We start from the raw sequence: 18,187 nt of genomic DNA, 5'->3' as shown, positions 1-18,187 counted from the left end.
TCGATGAGCCTGACCCACGACAAGGTCGAAGCCTTCATCTTCGACATGGACGGCACCATGATCGACTCCATGCCGTGGCATGCGCGGTCGTGGGTCGAGTTTGTGGCGCGCCACGGGCTCAAGCTCGACGTGAGCGACATTCTTGCGCGCACCACGGGCCGCACCGGCACCGAGTGCATGCGCGAGCTGTTCGAGCGCGAGCTTTCAGACGCCGAATGCCAGGCCCTGGTGCACGAAAAAGAAGAAATCTACCGCGCCATGTTCAGCGACAACTTCACCGAGGTTGCCGGCTTTACCGCCTTTGCCAAGGCCTCCGTGGCGCGTGGCCTGAAGGTGGCCGTGGGCACGGCGGGCGACAAGCACAACATTGAATTTGCGATGTCGCGCCTGAAGATGGACCCGCTGCCGCTGGCCATTGTGGGCGGCGACGAAGGCTTTGCCGGCAAGCCCACGCCCGAGATTTTCCTGGAAGCCGCGCGCCGCATTGGCGTGGCGCCCGAGCGCTGTGTTGTGTTTGAAGATGCGCCCTTCGGCATAGAGGCTGCGCGCCGCGGCGGCATGCGTGCCGTGGCCGTGTGCAGCACCCATACCGCCGCCGAGCTTGCCGGCCCCCATGTGATTGCCGCCGTTCGCGACTACGACGAACTCGCCCATTCGAATTTTCTGGAGACACTCGATGCTGCTGCAGCGTGACGCCCAAGGGCAACCGATTGCCATTCGCCGCGAAGACTATGCCGCTCCGGCATTCTGGATCGACACCGTCGACCTGACCTTCGACCTCGACCCCGCAAAGACCCGCGTGCTCAACCGCATGCAACTGCGCCGCAACCCGGACGTGCCGGCCCAGCCGCTGCGCCTGGACGGCGACGAACTGAACCTGGCCCGCGTGCTGGTGAACGGCCAGGGCGCGTCCTTCCGCATGGAAGGCGAGCAGCTGGTGATCGACGGCTTGCCCGACGCCTTCGAGCTGGAGATTTTCACCACCTGCTGCCCCATCAAGAACACCAAGCTGATGGGCCTGTTCGTGAGTGAAGACACCTTCTTCACGCAGTGCGAGGCCGAAGGCTTCCGCCGCATCACGTACTTCTTGGACCGGCCTGACGTGATGGCCATGTACACGGTAACGCTGCGCGCCGCCAAGGCCGCCTACCCCGTGCTGCTGTCGAACGGCAACCTGGTCGAACAGGGCGACCTGCCCGAGGGCCGCCACTTTGCCAAGTGGGTCGACCCCTTCAAGAAGCCCAGCTACCTATTTGCGCTGGTGGCCGGCAAGCTGGTGGCACGCGAGCAGCGCATTACCGCCCGCAACGGCAAGGAGCATTTGCTGCAGGTGTACGTGCGCGCCGGAGACTTGGACAAGACCGAGCATGCGATGAACTCGCTGGTCAACTCGGTGCTGTGGGACGAAGCCCGCTTTGGCCTGCCGCTCGACCTGGACCGCTTCATGATTGTTGCCACCAGCGACTTCAACATGGGCGCCATGGAAAACAAGGGCCTCAACATCTTCAACACGAAGTACGTTCTGGCCAACCAGGCCACCGCCACCGACGCCGACTACAGCAACATCGAAAGCGTGGTCGGCCACGAGTACTTTCACAACTGGAGCGGCGACCGCGTAACCTGCCGCGACTGGTTCCAGCTGTCGCTCAAAGAAGGCCTTACCGTCTTCCGCGACCAGGAGTTCAGCCAGGACCTGTGCGCCGATGCCTCGGCCCGCGCGGTAAAGCGCATCGAAGACGTTCGCGTGCTGCGCACCGCGCAGTTTCCTGAAGACGCCGGCCCCATGGCCCACCCGGTGCGGCCAGACAGCTACATCGAAATCAGCAACTTCTACACCGTCACCATTTATGAAAAGGGTGCCGAGGTAGTGCGCATGATGCAGACGCTGGTCGGCCGCAAGGGCTTTGAAAAGGGCATGACCCTTTACTTCGAGCGCCACGACGGACAGGCCGTAACCTGCGACGACTTTGCCCAGGCCATTGCCGACGCCAACCCCGATTCAGAACTGGCCCGCCTGCTGCCCCAGTTCAAGCGGTGGTACAGCCAGGCCGGCACGCCGCGCCTTGCCGCCCACGGCGTGTACGACGCGCAAGCGCGCAGCTACACCCTGAGCATCGTGCAAAGCTGCCCGCCCACGCCCGGCCAGCCCACCAAAGAACCGTTTGTCATTCCGGTGAACATTGGCCTGCTCGACGCCAGCGGGCGCGAACTGCCGCTGCAGCTCGAAGGCGAAAGCGAAGTAACCCGCGGCGCGCCCGGCACCCCGTGCACGCGCACCGTGGTGCTCTCGCGCGCCGGTGAGCAAATTACCTTTGTGGGGCTCGACTCGGAGCCCGTGCCTTCGATCTTGCGCGGCTTCAGCGCGCCGGTGATTCTGGACTTTGAATACACCGACGCCCAGCTGCTGACGTTGCTGGCCAACGACCCCGACCCGTTCAACCGCTGGGAAGCCGGCCAGCGCCTGGGCCTGCGCGCCGCGCTGCAGGGCATTGCCGCGCTGGCAACCGACACAACCCCGGTGCTGAACGACGCCTACCTGGACGCCATGCGCAGCGTGCTGCGCAACCCCAAGCTCGACGCCGCCTTTAAAGAGCTGGTGCTCACCCTGCCTTCGGAAACCTACATTTCCGAGCAGCTCGACGTTGTCGACCCGCAGCGCGTGCACCTGGTGCGCGAAGCCATGCGCGCCCAGCTGGCCACCGCCCTCTTCCAAGACTGGCAACAGGTCTACGAAGAAAACCACGACACCGGCGCCTACACGCCCGACCCGACCTCTTCGGGCCGCCGCGCGCTGGCTGGCATGGCGCTCAACTTCTTGTGCCTGGCGGCGCGTTCGTCGGGCGACACCGTGTGGCCTGGCAAAACGCTGCAGCGTTTCAAAGACGCCGGCAACATGACCGACCGCTTCAACGCGCTCAATGCGCTGGTGTCGTCGGGCCACACCCTGGCCGCGCAGGCGCTCGCACGCTTTCATGCCCTGTTCAAGGACGAAGCGCTGGTCATCGACAAGTGGTTTTCGCTGCAGGCCGGCGCGCCCGACCGCGGCGGCGACATCTTGCCGCTGGTAAAGCAGCTGATGAAGCACCCGGACTTCTCCATCAAGAACCCCAACCGCGCCCGCAGCGTGATCTTCAGCTATTGCAGCGCCAACCCCGGCGCGTTCCACCGCCCCGACGCGGCCGGCTACGTGTTCTGGTGCGAGCGCGTCATAGAGCTGGACGCCATCAACCCCCAGGTGGCCGCCCGCCTTGCCCGCGCGCTCGACCGCTGGAGCAAGCTGGCCGAGCCCTACCGCAGCGCCGCGCGCGAAGCCATTGCCCGCGTGGCCGCCAAGCCCGACCTGAGCAAGGACACGCATGAAGTGGTGACCCGCGCCCTGGCCGGTAACTAACCCAGCAAGCAAGCAAGCAACGAACACACAGAAGCACATGGCTTATCAACAACAGAAGATCTCCCTCACCCGCTACCTTGTTGAACAACAGCGCGCCGACGGCCTCATTCCCGGCCAGCTGCGCCTGCTGCTCGAAGTGGTGGCCCGCGCCTGCAAGAGCATCAGCCAGGCCGTTAACAAGGGCGCGCTGGGTGGAGTGCTCGGCACTGCCGAAAGCGAAAACGTGCAGGGCGAAATCCAGAAGAAGCTGGACATCATCGCCAACGAAGTGCTGATTGAGGCCAACGAATGGGGCGGCCACCTGGCGGCCATGGCCAGCGAAGAAATGGACAGCATCTACGTGGTGCCCAACCGCTACCCGCAGGGCGAATACCTGCTGATGTTCGACCCGCTCGACGGCAGCAGCAACATCGACGTGAACGTCAGCATTGGCACCATCTTCAGCGTGCTGAAAAAGCCCGACGACACCCCCGGCGTGCAGGAAGCCGACTTTTTGCAGCCCGGCACGCAGCAAGTGGCCGCCGGCTACTGCATCTACGGCCCACAGACCACCCTGGTGCTCACCGTGGGCAACGGCGTGGCCATGTTCACGCTAGACCGCGAGCAAGGCAGCTTTGTGCTCACGCAAGAAGACATCCAGATTCCGGCCGATACGAGAGAATTTGCCATCAACATGAGCAACATGCGCCACTGGGACGAGCCCATGAAGCGCTACATAGACGAGTGCCTGGCCGGCAAGGAAGGCCCGCGCGGCAAAGACTTCAACATGCGCTGGATTGCCAGCATGGTGGCCGACGTGCACCGCATCTTGATGCGCGGCGGCGTGTTCATGTACCCATGGGACAAGCGCGAGCCCGAAAAGGCCGGCAAGCTGCGCCTGATGTACGAGGCAAACCCCATGAGCTGGCTGGTGGAGCAGGCCGGCGGCGCCGCCACCAACGGCAAGCAGCGCATCCTGGACCTGAAGCCCACCAAACTGCACGAGCGCGTGAGCGTGATGTTGGGTTCGCGTAACGAAGTCGAGCGTTTGACGCAGTACCACGCCGAAAAGGCCTGACGGTGTTGCTATAATCCGAGGCTTCGCCGGTGTAGCTCAGTCGGTAGAGCAGCTCATTCGTAATGAGAAGGTCGGGTGTTCGATTCATCTCTCCGGCACCAAATTAAAAGCCCGCTATCCAAAAGATAGCGGGCTTTTTTTCGCGCCTGCAATTGAGTTCGTGCCCGTTACCCAGCCACAGGTGTAAAGTGCTGCTCGTGCAAGAGGGTCGTTGCTTGCCACACAAGATCGGCTCTCTCAGGAGATTTGGCGATTAGACTGGGCGCTCGCAACATTTTCCGCCTCCGCTGCAGATCAACCAGATCAATACCTTCGCTGATTTGCTTAAGTGATGCCATGGATAGCGTCAGCCCACTCCGGCGTTCAGAAATTATGGGGCGCGTTCGCTCTCAAGATACCAAGCCGGAACTGCTGGTGCGACGACTAGTTCATTCGATGGGATATAGGTATCGTCTTCACGCGAAAGATCTACCCGGCAAACCGGACCTAGTTTTTCGGTCACGCCGCAAAGTAATCTTTGTACACGGATGTTTTTGGCATAGACACAGAGATTGTTCATTAGCGCGCCTACCAAAATCACGCGAAGATTTTTGGTTGCCAAAGCTTGAGGCTAATCGGCAGCGCGATATCAAAATTGAGCAATCACTTCATGACAGCAAGTGGGCAGTCCTCGTACTTTGGGAATGCGAGCTTGGGAAGCTTCCCGAACTAAAAAACAAGATAAAGGAATTTCTCGATGAATAGCGTAGAGCTTTTCGCGGGTGCGGGGGGACTCGCGATTGGCATGGCGAATGCCGGCTTCCAACACGCAGCAGTGGTCGAGTGGGACCACGACGCTTGCGAAACTTTCCGAGAGAACCAGCGTCATCACGCACACGCGGTAGAAGGCTGGCCAGTGCATGAAGTTGATGCGCGCGGATTCAACTTCAAAGCACTCACGTCCGACATTTCGGTTGTTTCGGGAGGTCCGCCGTGTCAGCCCTTCTCAATGGGCGGAAAACATCAGGCGCAGCGCGACGATCGAAACATGTTTCCTGAAGCTGTCCGCGCGGTTCGAGAGTTGATGCCAAAGGCGTTCATCTTCGAAAACGTAAAAGGGCTGACACGAGAGAGCTTCGCCTCGTACTTCTCATACATACATCTGCAGTTACAGCACCCAGAGCTGTCTAAGCGCAAAGGCGAGAACTGGATGCAGCACAGATCGCGGCTCGAACAACACCATTCGGCAAACAAAGGTGCTGCGACCTACAACGTGCTCTTCGACATATTGAACGCAGCAGATTACGGCGTGCCGCAAAAACGTGAACGTGTCTTCTTCGTCGGATTCCGATCGGACCTCGGGGCCCGTTGGTCCTTCCCAGAGAAGACTCACTCCGAGGATGCATTGCTAGTTTCTAAGTGGATCGATGGCACGTACTGGGAGGAGCACGAAGTCAGTCAAAAGCAGCGCCCCGCTCAGCCTCTTCGACGTGTGAAGCGGGTGGAGCGGTTACGCTCAACTTCGGCGCTGCTTGAGATCAAAAGGTGGCAAACCACCCGCGATGCCTTACGCAATCTTCCAGACCCGGAAATTCATCGCAACAACAACTTTGCCAATCACATCTTCACTGCCGGTGCGAGGACCTACGTCGGCCACACAGGGAGTGCGCTGGATGAGCCTGCAAAAACGCTAAAAGCCGGGTATCACGGCGTTCCTGGCGGGGAGAACATGTTCGTCAAGGACGATGGCTCCGTTCGATACTTCACAGTCCGCGAGGCGGCGAGGTTACAAACGTTTCCTGATGAATACGAGTTCCATGGATCCTGGAGCCAGACCATGCGGCAACTCGGAAATGCCGTCCCGGTGAAATTAGCCGAAGTGGTGGCTCGGTCCGTTGCGGCTAGTCTTGCGGCATGTGACAGCAAATCAAACTAAAGAACATCTGAGCAGGAGGGAAATTTGCATGACCAACACTGATTTCGACCTAACCCCCGATCCTCGCGTCTTGCAAATTCTTGGCGAGATAAATCTCGATCAGTGGAAGTGCCTGGCCGAATTGATTGACAACAGTGTTGATGCCTTCATAAATGCACGACGCAATGATGCGCATGTGGACTCTCCCTCGGTTGTGATTAGCCTGCCAACCCAGGACAAAGAAGACGCTAGCGTGACTATTCGCGACAACGGTCCCGGGATGACTCTGGAGCAGCTAGAGCGCGCCGTTAGGGCAGGATGGAGCGGCAACAATCCGCTCGACAACCTTGGTTTGTTCGGGATGGGCTTCAACATTGCTACGGCGCGCCTCGGCATGGTCACGGAGGTCTACACCACGCGAGCCGGGGACAAAGAATGGACAGGGCTTCGCATTGACCTCAATGAACTGCGCCGAACGCGCACCTATCAAACACCACGTCTGACGCGCCCGAAGAACGATTCGTCCTCGCACGGCACAGAGATAAAGATTCTTCGGCTCAAAGCAGACCAGCGTGTCTACTTCTCTAAAAGTGCCAATCACAATAAGATTCGGCGGCAGTTGGCCCGTGTGTACGCCCCTTTGTTACTGTCAAAGGATGCGGCGTTCTCTCTGCAGATAAACAGCCAAAATATCCAGGCAAAGCGGCCGTGCCATTGGGACCCTGATCGTTCCGTGTTGGGTGGCGACGGCAAACCCGTTCACGCCGTCGAGATGTTCGATGTCGAGCTGCCGGCACGACATCATTGCCTAACTTGCATGCTTTCATTCCCTGGGAATCAAGGCTGCCCAACAGCTGGACCCGAATGCAAAACCGTCGAGGTCAAGCGAAGGCTCCATGGCTGGGTGGGGCTGCAGCGCTACATGCATGAAGAGGATTTTGGCCTGGACATCATTCGGAACGGGCGAGTGATCGAGGTTCAGAACAAGGATCTATTTGTGTGGAGCGGAGGCGACCGGCCGGAACGCGAATATCCAATTGATGACCAGCGCAATCGCGGCCGCTTCATCGGTGAAATCCATCTAGACCATTGCCGTGTGAGCTACACGAAAGATCGCTTTGAGCGCGACGACACTTCCTGGGCAGAAATGGTGAGCTTGATCAGAGGTGAAGGACCACTGCAACCGCAAAAGGCGAAGGCCCTGGGATTCGACCCACATGACGCGCCGCTCTACCGGCTATTTCAAGCCTTCCGCCGCAGCAGCCCACAAGGCAAAACAGGGCGCTGGTCCAGAATACTGGCAGTCAAAAACAACGAGCGTGCCATTGAGATGGCCGACCTTTTTCATAAAGGCGACGCGGAGTATCAATCGGACGAAAAATGGTACGAGCTTGTGGAAGAGGAAGATCGCGGCATCGTCGGCTCGACACCAAACGCTACAGGGCCAGGTTCCGCTTCACCTGCTGTCCCCGACGGTTTTCTTGACGAAGGCGGTACGCCGCCCGTCAACGGTACAACGACCTCACCTCCGGTGGCAAAGGAAGCGGATCCAGCGCAAGCGCCCATCGCCCCGACTCGACAAAAATTGCATGAGTTATCACGCGTCTACAAACATCCCCTGCTGAAGGTCGAATTTACCGTTGAAGCATTCATGGTGGCAGCCAACGATCCTGATCTGCCCCCCAAAGCACCATGGACCTTGAAGATCGAGGATCCAGGCACTCGGACTTTCCTTTTTCTTTTTGATCCCGATCACCCTGTTTTTCACTCGGTCACAATGACTCCTACGGACGCGGTGCTGTCCGAGCTAGCTTTCAAAACGTACGAATTTCTCAAGGAGGTGAGCCCCAACTCGGCCGTGTTTGCCACCATCCTCTCTGATCTACGCGGAGAGTACGCGGAAGACGCCAAACTCGATCCAAAGAGCATCATCGCCTTTGCCGACAAGGCGCTCCGCGAAATAGCTCAATCCATAGGGCCCGCTGGTGACGCGGCATTGTTCAATGCTCTCTTCGCGGGGCTTCCCCAACCTGCTCAAGAAAAAGTTCGACGCAAGATTGCTTCGACCGGCATGAGTGGCGCGCAAGTAGTTATCGATTCAGGTGAGTTTCTCTCCTACGCAGACGTCTCAGATATCAGGCGGTTTGTGCGGACGCACCCCGAATTGTTTTTCGACGGGAAGTTTTGGGCCCAGCCATATTCATCCCTTGAATACGGCGATGCGGCAGTGAATGCAGAAGCACGCGAGCGAGTCATGGAGCGCTATGACGCTTACCTCGCGGACGCGGTGTGGCTCGCATCACAGAGTCCTCGAGATCTCGATCGCTGCGATAGAGATGAGTTGATCCGCGCTACTCTTTCCGTGCGACTTCTAGACTCGGACGGAAGCACGTGAAATGGAGGGCTACTTTTTAGACTCTCGACGCTTACTGAATGGATCTTGGCGGGCCTTCGAACGCGACGTAGCGCGACTATTAGTGCAAAACGCCTTCGAGGATGTCCGCATTGTCGGCGGTTCTGGGGATCGAGGCGCGGACGTTATCGGTGTAAAGAGTGGAAATCTTTGGGTTGTTCAGTGCAAGTTCACTAGTGATAGCTATCCCGATCCGCACGCAGTAGATGAAGTAGTGGAAGCCTCGCGCTTTTATGAAGCAGACCGTTTGGCTATCGCTACGTCACGTGCATTTGGTCCAGCGCTTAACGCCGCCATAGATCGATGGGGTCGACTCGGTATTCGTATCGAATCCTTACCTCCGGGGACGCTAGTGCAAATGATGCAACGCAGCCCGGAGTACCCCCGGGCTCGCCGTGAGCTTCGTGACTATCAAGACGACTGCGTCCAGCGTCTAGGTGCCGCGCTTCGCGAGACCGGTCGGGGCCAACTAGTGCTCGCAACTGGCTTGGGGAAAACCGTGGTGATGGCTGAGACCACGGCACAACTTCTCAGAGATGGGGTCATCGACTCCGGCCGAGTGTTGGTGCTTGCCGATAAACGTGAGTTAGTTGAGCAGTTACAGCGAGAGTTTTGGCAGCAATTGCCTAAGAGCATCCCCACTCATTTACTCGTTGGCGGGGAACAGCCCACGTTTTGGGACGGCATCACTTTCGCGACAGTTCAAAGCATTTTGCCAAGGCTTGGCAGCCTGCCCGAGTTTGGCCTTGTCTGGGTAGATGAGGCTCATCACATCGGATCAGAGAGCTTTCGACGAGTGATTGACGATCTTGGAGCGCCGATGGTCGGAGGTGCCACTGCGACCCCGTGGCGGGGCGATCGTTTCGATATCGACACCATACTTGGGCAGCCGGTAGCCAAAATTGGGATTGACGAAGGACTGCGGCGCGGCTTCCTCTGCGAAGCCGACTATCGCCTTCTCGCTGACAACATTGATTGGGAGTTCGTTAGAAAGCAGTCACGCCACGAGTACTCAATCAAGGAGCTCAATACGCGACTCCTGATTCCTACGCGCGACGAGGAAGCCGCGCGTGTAATCGCCGACACCTTCAAAAAAGAGGCCCGCCGCAGTGTGATCGTGTTCTGCGCTGGCGTGGAGCACGCGAAGACCTTCTCCGCCATGCTGAAACTCTACGGTTTCAAGTCCGCATATATCACAGGCGAAATGGATCCTCGCGAGCGAGAAAAAACGATGGCGGGATTGCGTCGCGGAACAATCAACGCGGTAACGACTGTTGATATCTTCAATGAAGGCGTCGATGTACCCGACGTAGATATGCTCGCGTTCATGCGAGTCACACATAGTCGCAGAATATTTGTACAACAGCTCGGAAGAGGCCTACGGCTTGCGCCGAACAAGGACAAGGTCGTCGTTCTAGACTTTGTGAGCGACCTTCGTCGGATCTCTGAAGTGATCGATCTACAGCGATCCATATCGGGCGATGTTGAACGGCTGGACATGGTGGAACGTGTGGTCCAGTTTTCGGATCAAGGCGCGGGCCACTTCATGTTCGAGTGGTTGCTCGATCAAGCAGATCTATTCAATCGCGAAGGCGACGCGAAGTTGGAGCTTCCAGAGTTCAACTTCCCTTTACCTCCCTCTCCTGGAGCGGTTCAATGAGCATTGCGGTTCCGCAGGAAATTAGAGATCGAATCAGACAGAAGATCTGGGACAAGGCCGACGAATTAGAGTGGTCAAAACTTTCAGATCTCGACCGCACAACTTGGTACGAGAACTGGTCCAAGGAGAAGGATGTAGGTGGCGCGCTGGCGCACTTCATGGACCCTCGAAAGGTTCGGGTGTACATCAAGGACTCCTTGCTCAAGCCATATTTGCGCAGACAGCTTGAAGACGGGGCTGCCCACGCGATGCTTGCCGTTGGGCTGAGTCAAGAAGTCATTGTGGTGAAAAAGACCTATGACAAACCACATGGCCGTCTTCTTATTGATGGGCAGATCATCTGCTGGGGTAACAGCCGGGACTGGAAATCAATCGTTATCTCCGTCTTCGAACGAGCGTATCGGCTAGATGCTGGGATCCCCTATGCAGCGGTGCTGATCGAAACCGGGAATACAGCGAACGGCGGGGTCCGCGAGATGATCAAGGACGTTGGGCGCAAACTCGGAATCAAGCACGTTGCATGGATCGAATAAGTTAGCCTCCATTTCCAAGTGCATGTGCCATCACTCGATGGCACGACCCTGTGGCCGCCAAGCCCGAGCAGGGCTCCTCAGAACGTAAGCCACCCTCTCCAAAGATCTCTGCGAATTTTGCGTACGCGAAACAACGCGGCCAGTGACGCCACTCGGATAGTCTGTTAACGTTCTTTAACAAACGTCAGCCCCTCATAGTGGATTCGCTGTTTCATGCCTCTCCTCGATCTCTGGACATCAGCACCAGACCAGCTCAAAGACAAGCAAGTTCAGCAACTGATTGCGTTCGCTGGCGGCGGGCGCTTACTTGACGACAGCCAATGTTCGGCGGAGTTCCGAGCGTTTTTGGCTACCGTGCCATCGGCGAATTTGTTGATGTACGCGGATCAGTGCTTGGAGCAGTCGTTCCAAGATTCCGGTTTAGCACTGCAAGACATCGTGAACGAAGTTGGGGCTCGGCTCGGCGCAAAAATCACAAACGGCCGCTATAGGGGAACGACGAAGCACACCGGGTTTGACGGTCTTTGGGTCTTTCCGAGTGGGCATGCAATCGTCGCGGAAGTGAAAACGACAGATACGTATCGGATCGACCTCAATACGATCGCAAATTATCGAAGAGCGTTGATTGCCAAAGATGCGGTGGTCGAAACAAGATCCTCCATGCTTCTCATCGTCGGTCGCCAAGACACAGGCGATCTTGAAGCACAGATACGTGGGTCACGGCACGCTTGGGACATTCGGATCATTTCGGTCGATGCACTAGCTCGACTCGCATCGATCAAGGAGGAAGTCGAGGATCCTTCGATCGTTCAACGGATACACAACATTCTCATCCCGCACGAATTCACCCGTCTAGACGCTATCGCCGACATCCTTTTCTCGGCAGCAGAAGATATTCGGCAGGAAGATGGCGCGGCCGCAAACATCGAAGAGACTAAGACGATCCCGAGCGCAAAGGACGGACGCAAATTCATCCCCGTTGCCTTTCAAGAGGCGTGCGTTCAACGAGTTCAGTCCAGTTTGAGCCTGTCGTTTGTTCGCCAGAGCCGCACCGGGTACGTTTCTGCCGACAGGCTCGTCGCGCTCAGTTGCTCCGCATCAAAGGAGCACAACCCAGAGACCAATCCGAACTACTGGTTCGCGTTTCATCCCCACCAACGGACCTTCTTGAAGGAGCATTCCCAGTCTTACGTGGCTCTGGGTTGCGGAAGCAGTCAACGCCTATTGCTCATCCCATTCATCGAGTTCGAGAAGTGGCTCGATGGAATGGGTACCACGACGAACGACACCCGTATGTATTGGCACATTACGATCTTTCGCAGAGAGAACAGCTACATCCTTCGGCGATCAAAGGGCGAAGAACAGATCGATCTGAGCCGCTTCGTACTTCCCGCTTAGTTCGGCCCGACGACAGCACTGGTGCTCATCGGTCTCAAGTCTTAGATGGCGAGATCGCGTTGACTCTTTTCAGCAGTTCCTGTGCGAGTCGGGTGATATCGCCCGCCAGATCCGCCGCAATCCACATGATGTTGTCCCGATGCCTCATCCCAATCGCATCGAACCACTCAGCCCCGTCCCCATAGCAGCAGCTCAGCAGAGATTGCAATTGGGACAACTTGTTCTCAAGAACGTCCGCCGCATCCTGCTGATGGATTGCGTGGGGAGACGAGGGCGTGGTTTGCCCGGCGATAATTCGATCAGCCATTTGGTGTGCGTCCTTTCCGAGGTGTTGCACGTTGATTGGTCAGACGGTCATGGTGTTAGCGCACCATGGCCGTCGCCTTTTGTGCCTCACATCGACATCGCTGCGGTGTGCATTGCGATCTCTTGCCGTGAGGCGCGGCAGTCCTTCAAATGTATGGAGAGAAGCGCCCCGATGGGAGCCCCGGTGCAGCGGATGCAGTGAACAAATCGAGCATCGGCCCAACTTTTCCCACGTCGGCAGGGCAAAACAAAAAATCTCATCCGCCACGGCGCAGTTGATCGAAACGTTTTGGTGATCAGCGACGATCAACCGGCTTTCATCCAGCTGCTGCAAACTCCCTGAACCGCACAAGCTCGGAGCCCGCATGCCGCCCTCTTCCCCGCCTCCCTCGCCCTCCACCACCAACCCCCACTACGATCGCCTAATCACCGCAGCCCGCGCCCTCCCACCCCTGCGCGTCGCAGTCGTCCACCCAGCCAACGCCGTCTCCCTCGAAGCAGCCCTCGCTTCAGCCGCACTCGGCCTCATCGCCCCCACGCTCATCGGCCCGCGCGCAAAAATCGAAGCCGCGGCACGCGAGGCGAATGCAGACCTTTCCAACATCCCCATCGTCGACGCTCCCCACAGCCACGCCGCAGCCGACGCGGCCGTGGCCATGGCGTTGCGCGGCGAGGTCGATGCGTTGATGAAGGGCAGCCTGCACACTGATGAGTTGATGGGCGCGGTGGTGCGGCGCGAGGGCGGGCTGCGCACGTCGCGGCGCATCAGTCACTGCTTTGTGATGGACGTTCCGGGGCACCCGCAGCCGCTCATCATTTCTGACGCGGCCATCAACATTGCGCCCACGCTCGATGAAAAGGTCGACATCGTGCAGAACGCGATCGACCTTGCGCATGCGCTGCAGATGCCTACGGTGCGGGTGGCAATTCTCTCGGCCACTGAAACGGTGAGCACCAAGGTGCCTTCCACGCTGGATGCGGCGGTGCTGTGCAAGATGGCCGACCGCGGGCAGATTACCGGCGCAGAGGTCGACGGGCCGTTGGCCATGGACAACGCCATTGACGCGGAGGCGGCGCGCATCAAGGGCATTGTGTCGCCGGTGGCGGGCCGGGCCAATGTGCTGATCGTGCCCAGCCTGGACGCGGGCAACATGCTGGCAAAGAGCCTCACCTTTCTGGGCGGGGCGTTTGCGGCGGGCATTGTGCTGGGCACGAGGGTGCCGGTCATCCTGACCAGCCGGGCCGACTCGGAGCCGGCGCGCCTGGCCTCTTGCGCGGTGGCGTCGATGCTGGCCAAGGCGGGGCGCGAGCGACTCATCAAGGCGGTGGGTTGACGCTTATTTTTTAACCCTGCGGCAACCCGCATTTGTACGCCGACACACCGCTAACTCCCAATAGGTAGTTCTCCCTCGTTTCAGGCTGCCGCGCACCACCCAAACTGCTGCCAAAGGCGCATCATCGCCCTGGGCGAACCCGCGTTGCAGACTGTGTGCGAGGCAGAGCATGACAAGGTTCAAGAAGGTCTTCTGGATCGGCACTGGGCTCGCCGTGCTGGGTGCGCTTGCAGCGTTCTTGGCCGTTAACGAACTGAAGACTTCGCGGCTGCAATCGGCCATGTGGCGCGACTTTGCCGCCGGTGCCACCTTCAGCGTCGATGCGGGCGCGAGCAACGCCATTCGCTTTCCGCAAACCGGCCCTTACGACGAGCGGCTGGGCTATCACGATCTGCCCCGTTTCATCGAGCGGCTCGGGCCGCAGGGCTACACCGTTACCCGGCAGGCACGCATGTCGCCCCGGCTCATCGAGCTGCAAGAGCACGGGCTGTTTACCCCCTATCGCGAGAAGAACCAGGCCGGCCTTACGGTGCGCGACTGCCGCGCCGCGGCGCTGCTGCACACGCGCTCTCCGCAGCGTGCTTACGAGCGGTTTGAAGAGGTGCCGCCGCTTTTGGTAAGCAGCCTGCTGTTTGTCGAAGACCGCCATCTGCTCGATGCGGAGCCGCCGCAGCGCAACCCGGCGCTAGACCCCGAACGCTTTGCCAAGGCCGCGCTGGAGCAGGCGCTGCGGGTGTTCAGCCCGGGCCAAATGGCTACAGGCGGCAGCACGCTGGCCACGCAAATCGAAAAGTACCGCCATTCGCCGCATGGGCGCACCGCATCTGTGCGCGAAAAGCTGCGGCAGATGGCGTCTGCATCGGTGCGGGCCTATCAAGACGGCGACGACACGCTGGCGCGACGCCGGCAGATCGTGGTCGACTACCTCGACACGGTGCCGCTGGCCGCGCGACAGGGCATGGGCGAGGTGCACGGCATGGGCGATGGGCTGTGGGCTTGGTACGGCCGCGACTTCCGCGAGGTGAACCGCCTGCTCGCCGACCACGCGGAAGGCGCCGCCAACACGCCCGATGCGCTGCAGCGGCAGGCCGGGGCCTTCAAGCAGGCGCTGTCGCTGATGATTGCGCAGCGCCGCCCGTCGCAGCACCTGCTGAGCGACGGCGCAGGCCTGGCGCGGCTCACCGACAGCTACCTGCGGCTGATGGCCGATGCGGGCGTAATCCAGCCGGCGCTGCGCGATGCGGCGCTTGCTGCGCCCCTGCGCCTGCGGCCAGAGCTGCCCGCCACCGCGCGGCCAGACTTTGTTCAGCGCAAGGCCACGATCGCGCTGCGCACCCACATATCCACCCTGCTCGACGTGCCGCGCGCCTACGACCTGGAGCGGCTAGACCTGGAGGCCGAAACCAGCCTCGACGGCGAGGCGCAAGCGCTGGCTGCGCGCGTGCTGACCAGCATGCGCACGCCGGCCGCGGCCAAGGCGGCGGGGCTTTACGGCCCGCACCTGCTGGATGCGGGCGCAGACCCGAGCCCGCTGATCTACAGCTTTACGCTGTTCGAGCGCGGCCCGCAGGCCAATCTGCTGCGGGTTCAGGCAGACAACATCGACCAGCCCTTCGACGTGAACCAGGGCGCGCGGCTCGACCTGGGCTCCACCGCCAAGCTGCGCACGCTGGTGAGCTACCTGGAGCTGGTGGCCGAGCTGCACGGCCGCTGGGCGGGGCTGAGCCCGGCGCAGCTTTCTGCACTGGCGCCGAGCCCGCGGGACCCGCTGGGCGCGTGGGCGCGGCAATACCTGCAGCGCACCAAAGACAAGCGCCTGGCGCCAATGCTCGAGGCGGCCATGGAGCGCAAGTATTCGGCCAACCCGGGAGAAGCGTTTTTTACCGGCGGCGGCCTGCATCAATTCGAAAACTTCGAGCGCTCGCGCAACAGCGAATTCATGACGGTGCGCGAAGGCTTCAAGCATTCGGTCAACCTGGTGTTCATTCGCCTGATGCGCGACGTGGTGCGCCACCGCATGTTCGGCGGCGAATCAGATGCCGAGGTGTTGCTGAAAGACCCGGCTGATCCGCGCCGGCGCGAACTGCTGGCACGCTTTGCCGACCGCGAGGGCTCGGCCTACCTGATGCGCTTCTATCGCAAGTACCAGCGCCTGCCGGCCGCCGATGCCGAGGCGCTGCTGCTGCGCCGCACGGGGGCCTCTGCACCGCGCCTGGCGAGCGTGCTGTTCACCATAGAGCCGGAAGCCACCGACGAGCGGCTCGACGAGTTGCTGGCGCAAAAGCTGGGCCGCAGTTACACCGGCTCGCCACGCACGCTGCGGGCGCTGCGCACCACCTATGCGGGCCTGTCGCTGGCTGACAGGGGCTACGTGGCGCGCGTGCATCCGCTGGAGCTGTGGCTGGTGGGCTTTTTGCGGCGCCACCCCGGCGCAACGCTGACCGAAGTGCTGAACGCAAGCGCGAACGAACGGCAAGAGGTGTACGCCTGGCTTTTCAAGACGCGGCACAAGAGCGCGCAAGACACGCGCCTGCGCGAGTTGATCGAGCTCGATGCCTTCGCGCAGATCCACCGCTCGTGGCAACGGCTGGGCTACCCGTTCGAATCGCTCACGCCGTCTTATGCAAGCGCCATCGGCGCATCGGGCGACCGGCCAGCCGCGCTGGCGGAGCTGATGGGCATCATTGCCAACGACGGCATGCGCCGCCCGGTGCAGCGTGTGGGTGCGCTGCACTTTGCGCGCGAAACGCCCTACGAGACACGGCTGGAGCAGCGCAACGCAAGCACAGAGCAAGTGCTGCCCACCGAGGTTGCCGCCACCGTGCGCCGCGCGCTGGTAGAGGTGGTGCAAGACGGCACGGCCCGCCGCCTGAAGGGCGTGCTGGTGGATGCGAACGGCCGCGTGCTCGAAGTGGGCGGCAAGACCGGCACCGGCGACCACCGCTACGGGCATGTAGGCGGTGGCGGCAGCAAGAATTCAGAGCGCAAGATCAGCCGCTCGGCCACGTTCGTGTTCACCATTGGCGACCGCTACTTCGGCACCATCATGGCCTATGTGGGCGAGCCGTATGCCGCGCGCTACAAGTTCACCAGCGCGCTGCCGACGCAGCTGCTCAAGTCGCTGGGGCCGCAGCTGCTGCCGGTGCTGGAGCGCAACGGCTGCGGCGGCGACTGATCTGATGCGCAGCCCGCGCTTGCAGCGGGTGTAAAAAGGCGGCCCCAGCAAGAGAAAGGGCCCCCGATGCAAATCCGCGAACTAGCTACCGGCCTGCAGTTTCCCGAAGGGCCCATTGCCATGGACGACGGCTCTGTGCTGCTGGTCGAAATTGCGCGCGGCACGCTCACGCGGGTGCGGCACGACGGGCTGGTGCAGGTGGTGGCCGACCTGGGCGGCGGCCCCAACGGCGCCGCCATGGGGCCCGATGGCGCGGTATACGTGTGCAACAACGGCGGCTTTCGCTGGCACACCGAGGCCGACGGTTGCCACCGCCCCGTGGGCCAGGCCGAAGACTATTCGGGCGGCCGCATCGAGCGCGTAAACCTTGCCACCGGACACGCCGAGCGGCTGTACGACACGGTCGATGGCTTTGCACTGCGCGGGCCGAACGACATCGTGTTCGACGCGCAAGGCGGCTTCTACTTTACCGACCTGGGCAAGACGCGCGAGCGGGACATGGACAGGGGCGGCGTGTTCTACGGCCACAGCGACGGCAGCGGCGCGCACGCGCTTGTGCGGCCGGCCATGACGCCGAACGGCATTGCGCTTTCGCCGGACGGCCGCACGCTGTATTACGCAGAGACTGAAGGGGCGCGCCTCTGGGCCTTCGACATCACGGCGCCGGGGCGCCTCCGCAAAGACGGCTGGCCTTCGCCGCACGGCGGGCGCATGCTGTGCGCATCGCCTGGCGGGCACTACCAACGCTTCGATTCAATGGCGGCCGATGCGCTGGGCAACCTGTGCGTGGCCACGCTGCTGCACGGCGGCATCACCATCGTCGCGCCAGACGGCAGCACCTGCGACCACGTGCCGCTGCCAGACCGCTACACCACCAACATCTGCTTTGGCGGGCGCGACATGCGCACGGCCTACGTCACGCTGTCAGGCAGCGGGCGGCTGATTGCCATCGATGAGTGGCCCACGCCGGGGCTCAGGCTCAACTTTCAGGCCTGACGCGCGCGGCCGCAGTCACACCACGCGCTT

Annotated in this window: 13 protein-coding genes and 1 tRNA gene; 13 read left to right on the top strand and 1 reads right to left on the bottom strand. The window is 60.7% G+C overall.

The genetic code is table 11. The features are described 5' to 3' along the window. The first annotated feature begins 3 nt into the window (after positions 1 to 3). The 10 genes from J2X67_RS18390 (at position 4) to J2X67_RS18345 (ending at position 12,346) form a co-directional block, all read left to right on the top strand. On the top strand, positions 4 to 693 hold the full coding sequence (locus tag J2X67_RS18390; RefSeq protein ID WP_309955085.1) for an HAD family phosphatase: 690 nt from the start codon (positions 4 to 6) through the stop codon (positions 691 to 693). After that, on the top strand, positions 677 to 3,391 hold the full coding sequence (gene pepN, locus J2X67_RS18385) for an aminopeptidase N (RefSeq protein ID WP_309955083.1): 2,715 nt from the start codon (positions 677 to 679) through the stop codon (positions 3,389 to 3,391). The genes J2X67_RS18390 and pepN overlap by 17 nt, the downstream gene beginning before the upstream one ends. 37 nt (positions 3,392 to 3,428) lie before the next feature. Continuing rightward, positions 3,429 to 4,448: a class 1 fructose-bisphosphatase gene (locus tag J2X67_RS18380; RefSeq protein ID WP_309955081.1), complete on the top strand. Its 1,020-nt coding sequence runs from the start codon at positions 3,429 to 3,431 to the stop codon at positions 4,446 to 4,448. A 25-nt stretch (positions 4,449 to 4,473) separates the two neighbouring features. Further along, positions 4,474 to 4,549, top strand: a tRNA-Thr gene (locus J2X67_RS18375). Between the two features lie 235 nt (positions 4,550 to 4,784). Then, entirely contained in the window at positions 4,785 to 5,192 is a 408-nt protein-coding gene (locus tag J2X67_RS18370) for a DNA mismatch endonuclease Vsr (protein WP_309955079.1), read from the top strand. Continuing rightward, positions 5,185 to 6,363: a DNA cytosine methyltransferase gene (locus J2X67_RS18365; RefSeq protein ID WP_309955077.1), complete on the top strand. Its 1,179-nt coding sequence runs from the start codon at positions 5,185 to 5,187 to the stop codon at positions 6,361 to 6,363. The genes J2X67_RS18370 and J2X67_RS18365 overlap by 8 nt, the downstream gene beginning before the upstream one ends. A gap of 28 nt (positions 6,364 to 6,391) precedes the next feature. Continuing rightward, complete coding sequence (locus J2X67_RS18360; RefSeq protein ID WP_309955075.1) at positions 6,392 to 8,737, top strand: ATP-binding protein; 2,346 nt, start codon at positions 6,392 to 6,394, stop codon at positions 8,735 to 8,737. A 1-nt stretch (position 8,738) separates the two neighbouring features. After that, positions 8,739 to 10,415, top strand: a complete 1,677-nt coding sequence (locus J2X67_RS18355; protein ID WP_309955072.1) for a DEAD/DEAH box helicase family protein — start codon at positions 8,739 to 8,741, stop codon at positions 10,413 to 10,415. Next, positions 10,412 to 10,948 (top strand): hypothetical protein, encoded by a 537-nt coding sequence (locus tag J2X67_RS18350; protein WP_309955070.1) that lies wholly within the window; start codon positions 10,412 to 10,414, stop codon positions 10,946 to 10,948. The genes J2X67_RS18355 and J2X67_RS18350 overlap by 4 nt, the downstream gene beginning before the upstream one ends. Positions 10,949 to 11,161: 213 nt before the next feature. After that, positions 11,162 to 12,346 carry a hypothetical protein gene (locus tag J2X67_RS18345; protein WP_309955068.1) on the top strand — a complete coding sequence of 395 codons (1,185 nt, stop codon included), beginning with the start codon at positions 11,162 to 11,164 and terminating at the stop codon, positions 12,344 to 12,346. 34 nt (positions 12,347 to 12,380) lie between these two features. On the opposite strand, the gene J2X67_RS18340 is transcribed toward J2X67_RS18345, so the two are convergent. Continuing rightward, positions 12,381 to 12,653 (bottom strand): hypothetical protein, encoded by a 273-nt coding sequence (locus J2X67_RS18340; protein ID WP_309955066.1) that lies wholly within the window; start codon positions 12,651 to 12,653, stop codon positions 12,381 to 12,383. Positions 12,654 to 13,017: 364 nt separating this feature from the next. On the opposite strand from J2X67_RS18340, the gene J2X67_RS18335 reads away from it, so the two are divergent. From J2X67_RS18335 to J2X67_RS18325, 3 genes are all read left to right on the top strand, one after another. After that, positions 13,018 to 13,986, top strand: coding sequence for a bifunctional enoyl-CoA hydratase/phosphate acetyltransferase (locus J2X67_RS18335; RefSeq protein ID WP_309955064.1), 969 nt, complete (start codon positions 13,018 to 13,020; stop codon positions 13,984 to 13,986). Positions 13,987 to 14,155: 169 nt separating this feature from the next. Continuing rightward, positions 14,156 to 17,161 carry a transglycosylase domain-containing protein gene (locus J2X67_RS18330; RefSeq protein ID WP_309955062.1) on the top strand — a complete coding sequence of 1,002 codons (3,006 nt, stop codon included), beginning with the start codon at positions 14,156 to 14,158 and terminating at the stop codon, positions 17,159 to 17,161. A gap of 66 nt (positions 17,162 to 17,227) precedes the next feature. Further along, positions 17,228 to 18,157, top strand: coding sequence for an SMP-30/gluconolactonase/LRE family protein (locus tag J2X67_RS18325; protein WP_309955060.1), 930 nt, complete (start codon positions 17,228 to 17,230; stop codon positions 18,155 to 18,157). The last annotated feature ends 30 nt before the right edge of the window (positions 18,158 to 18,187 follow it).

Origin of the sequence: Variovorax sp. 3319 (genome assembly GCF_031456585.1) — a bacterium.
In the GTDB taxonomy this organism is placed as follows: domain Bacteria; phylum Pseudomonadota; class Gammaproteobacteria; order Burkholderiales; family Burkholderiaceae_C; genus Variovorax; species Variovorax paradoxus_P.
The sequence above is the reverse complement of the archived record's forward strand: the minus strand, read 5'-3'. Positions and strand labels throughout refer to the sequence as shown.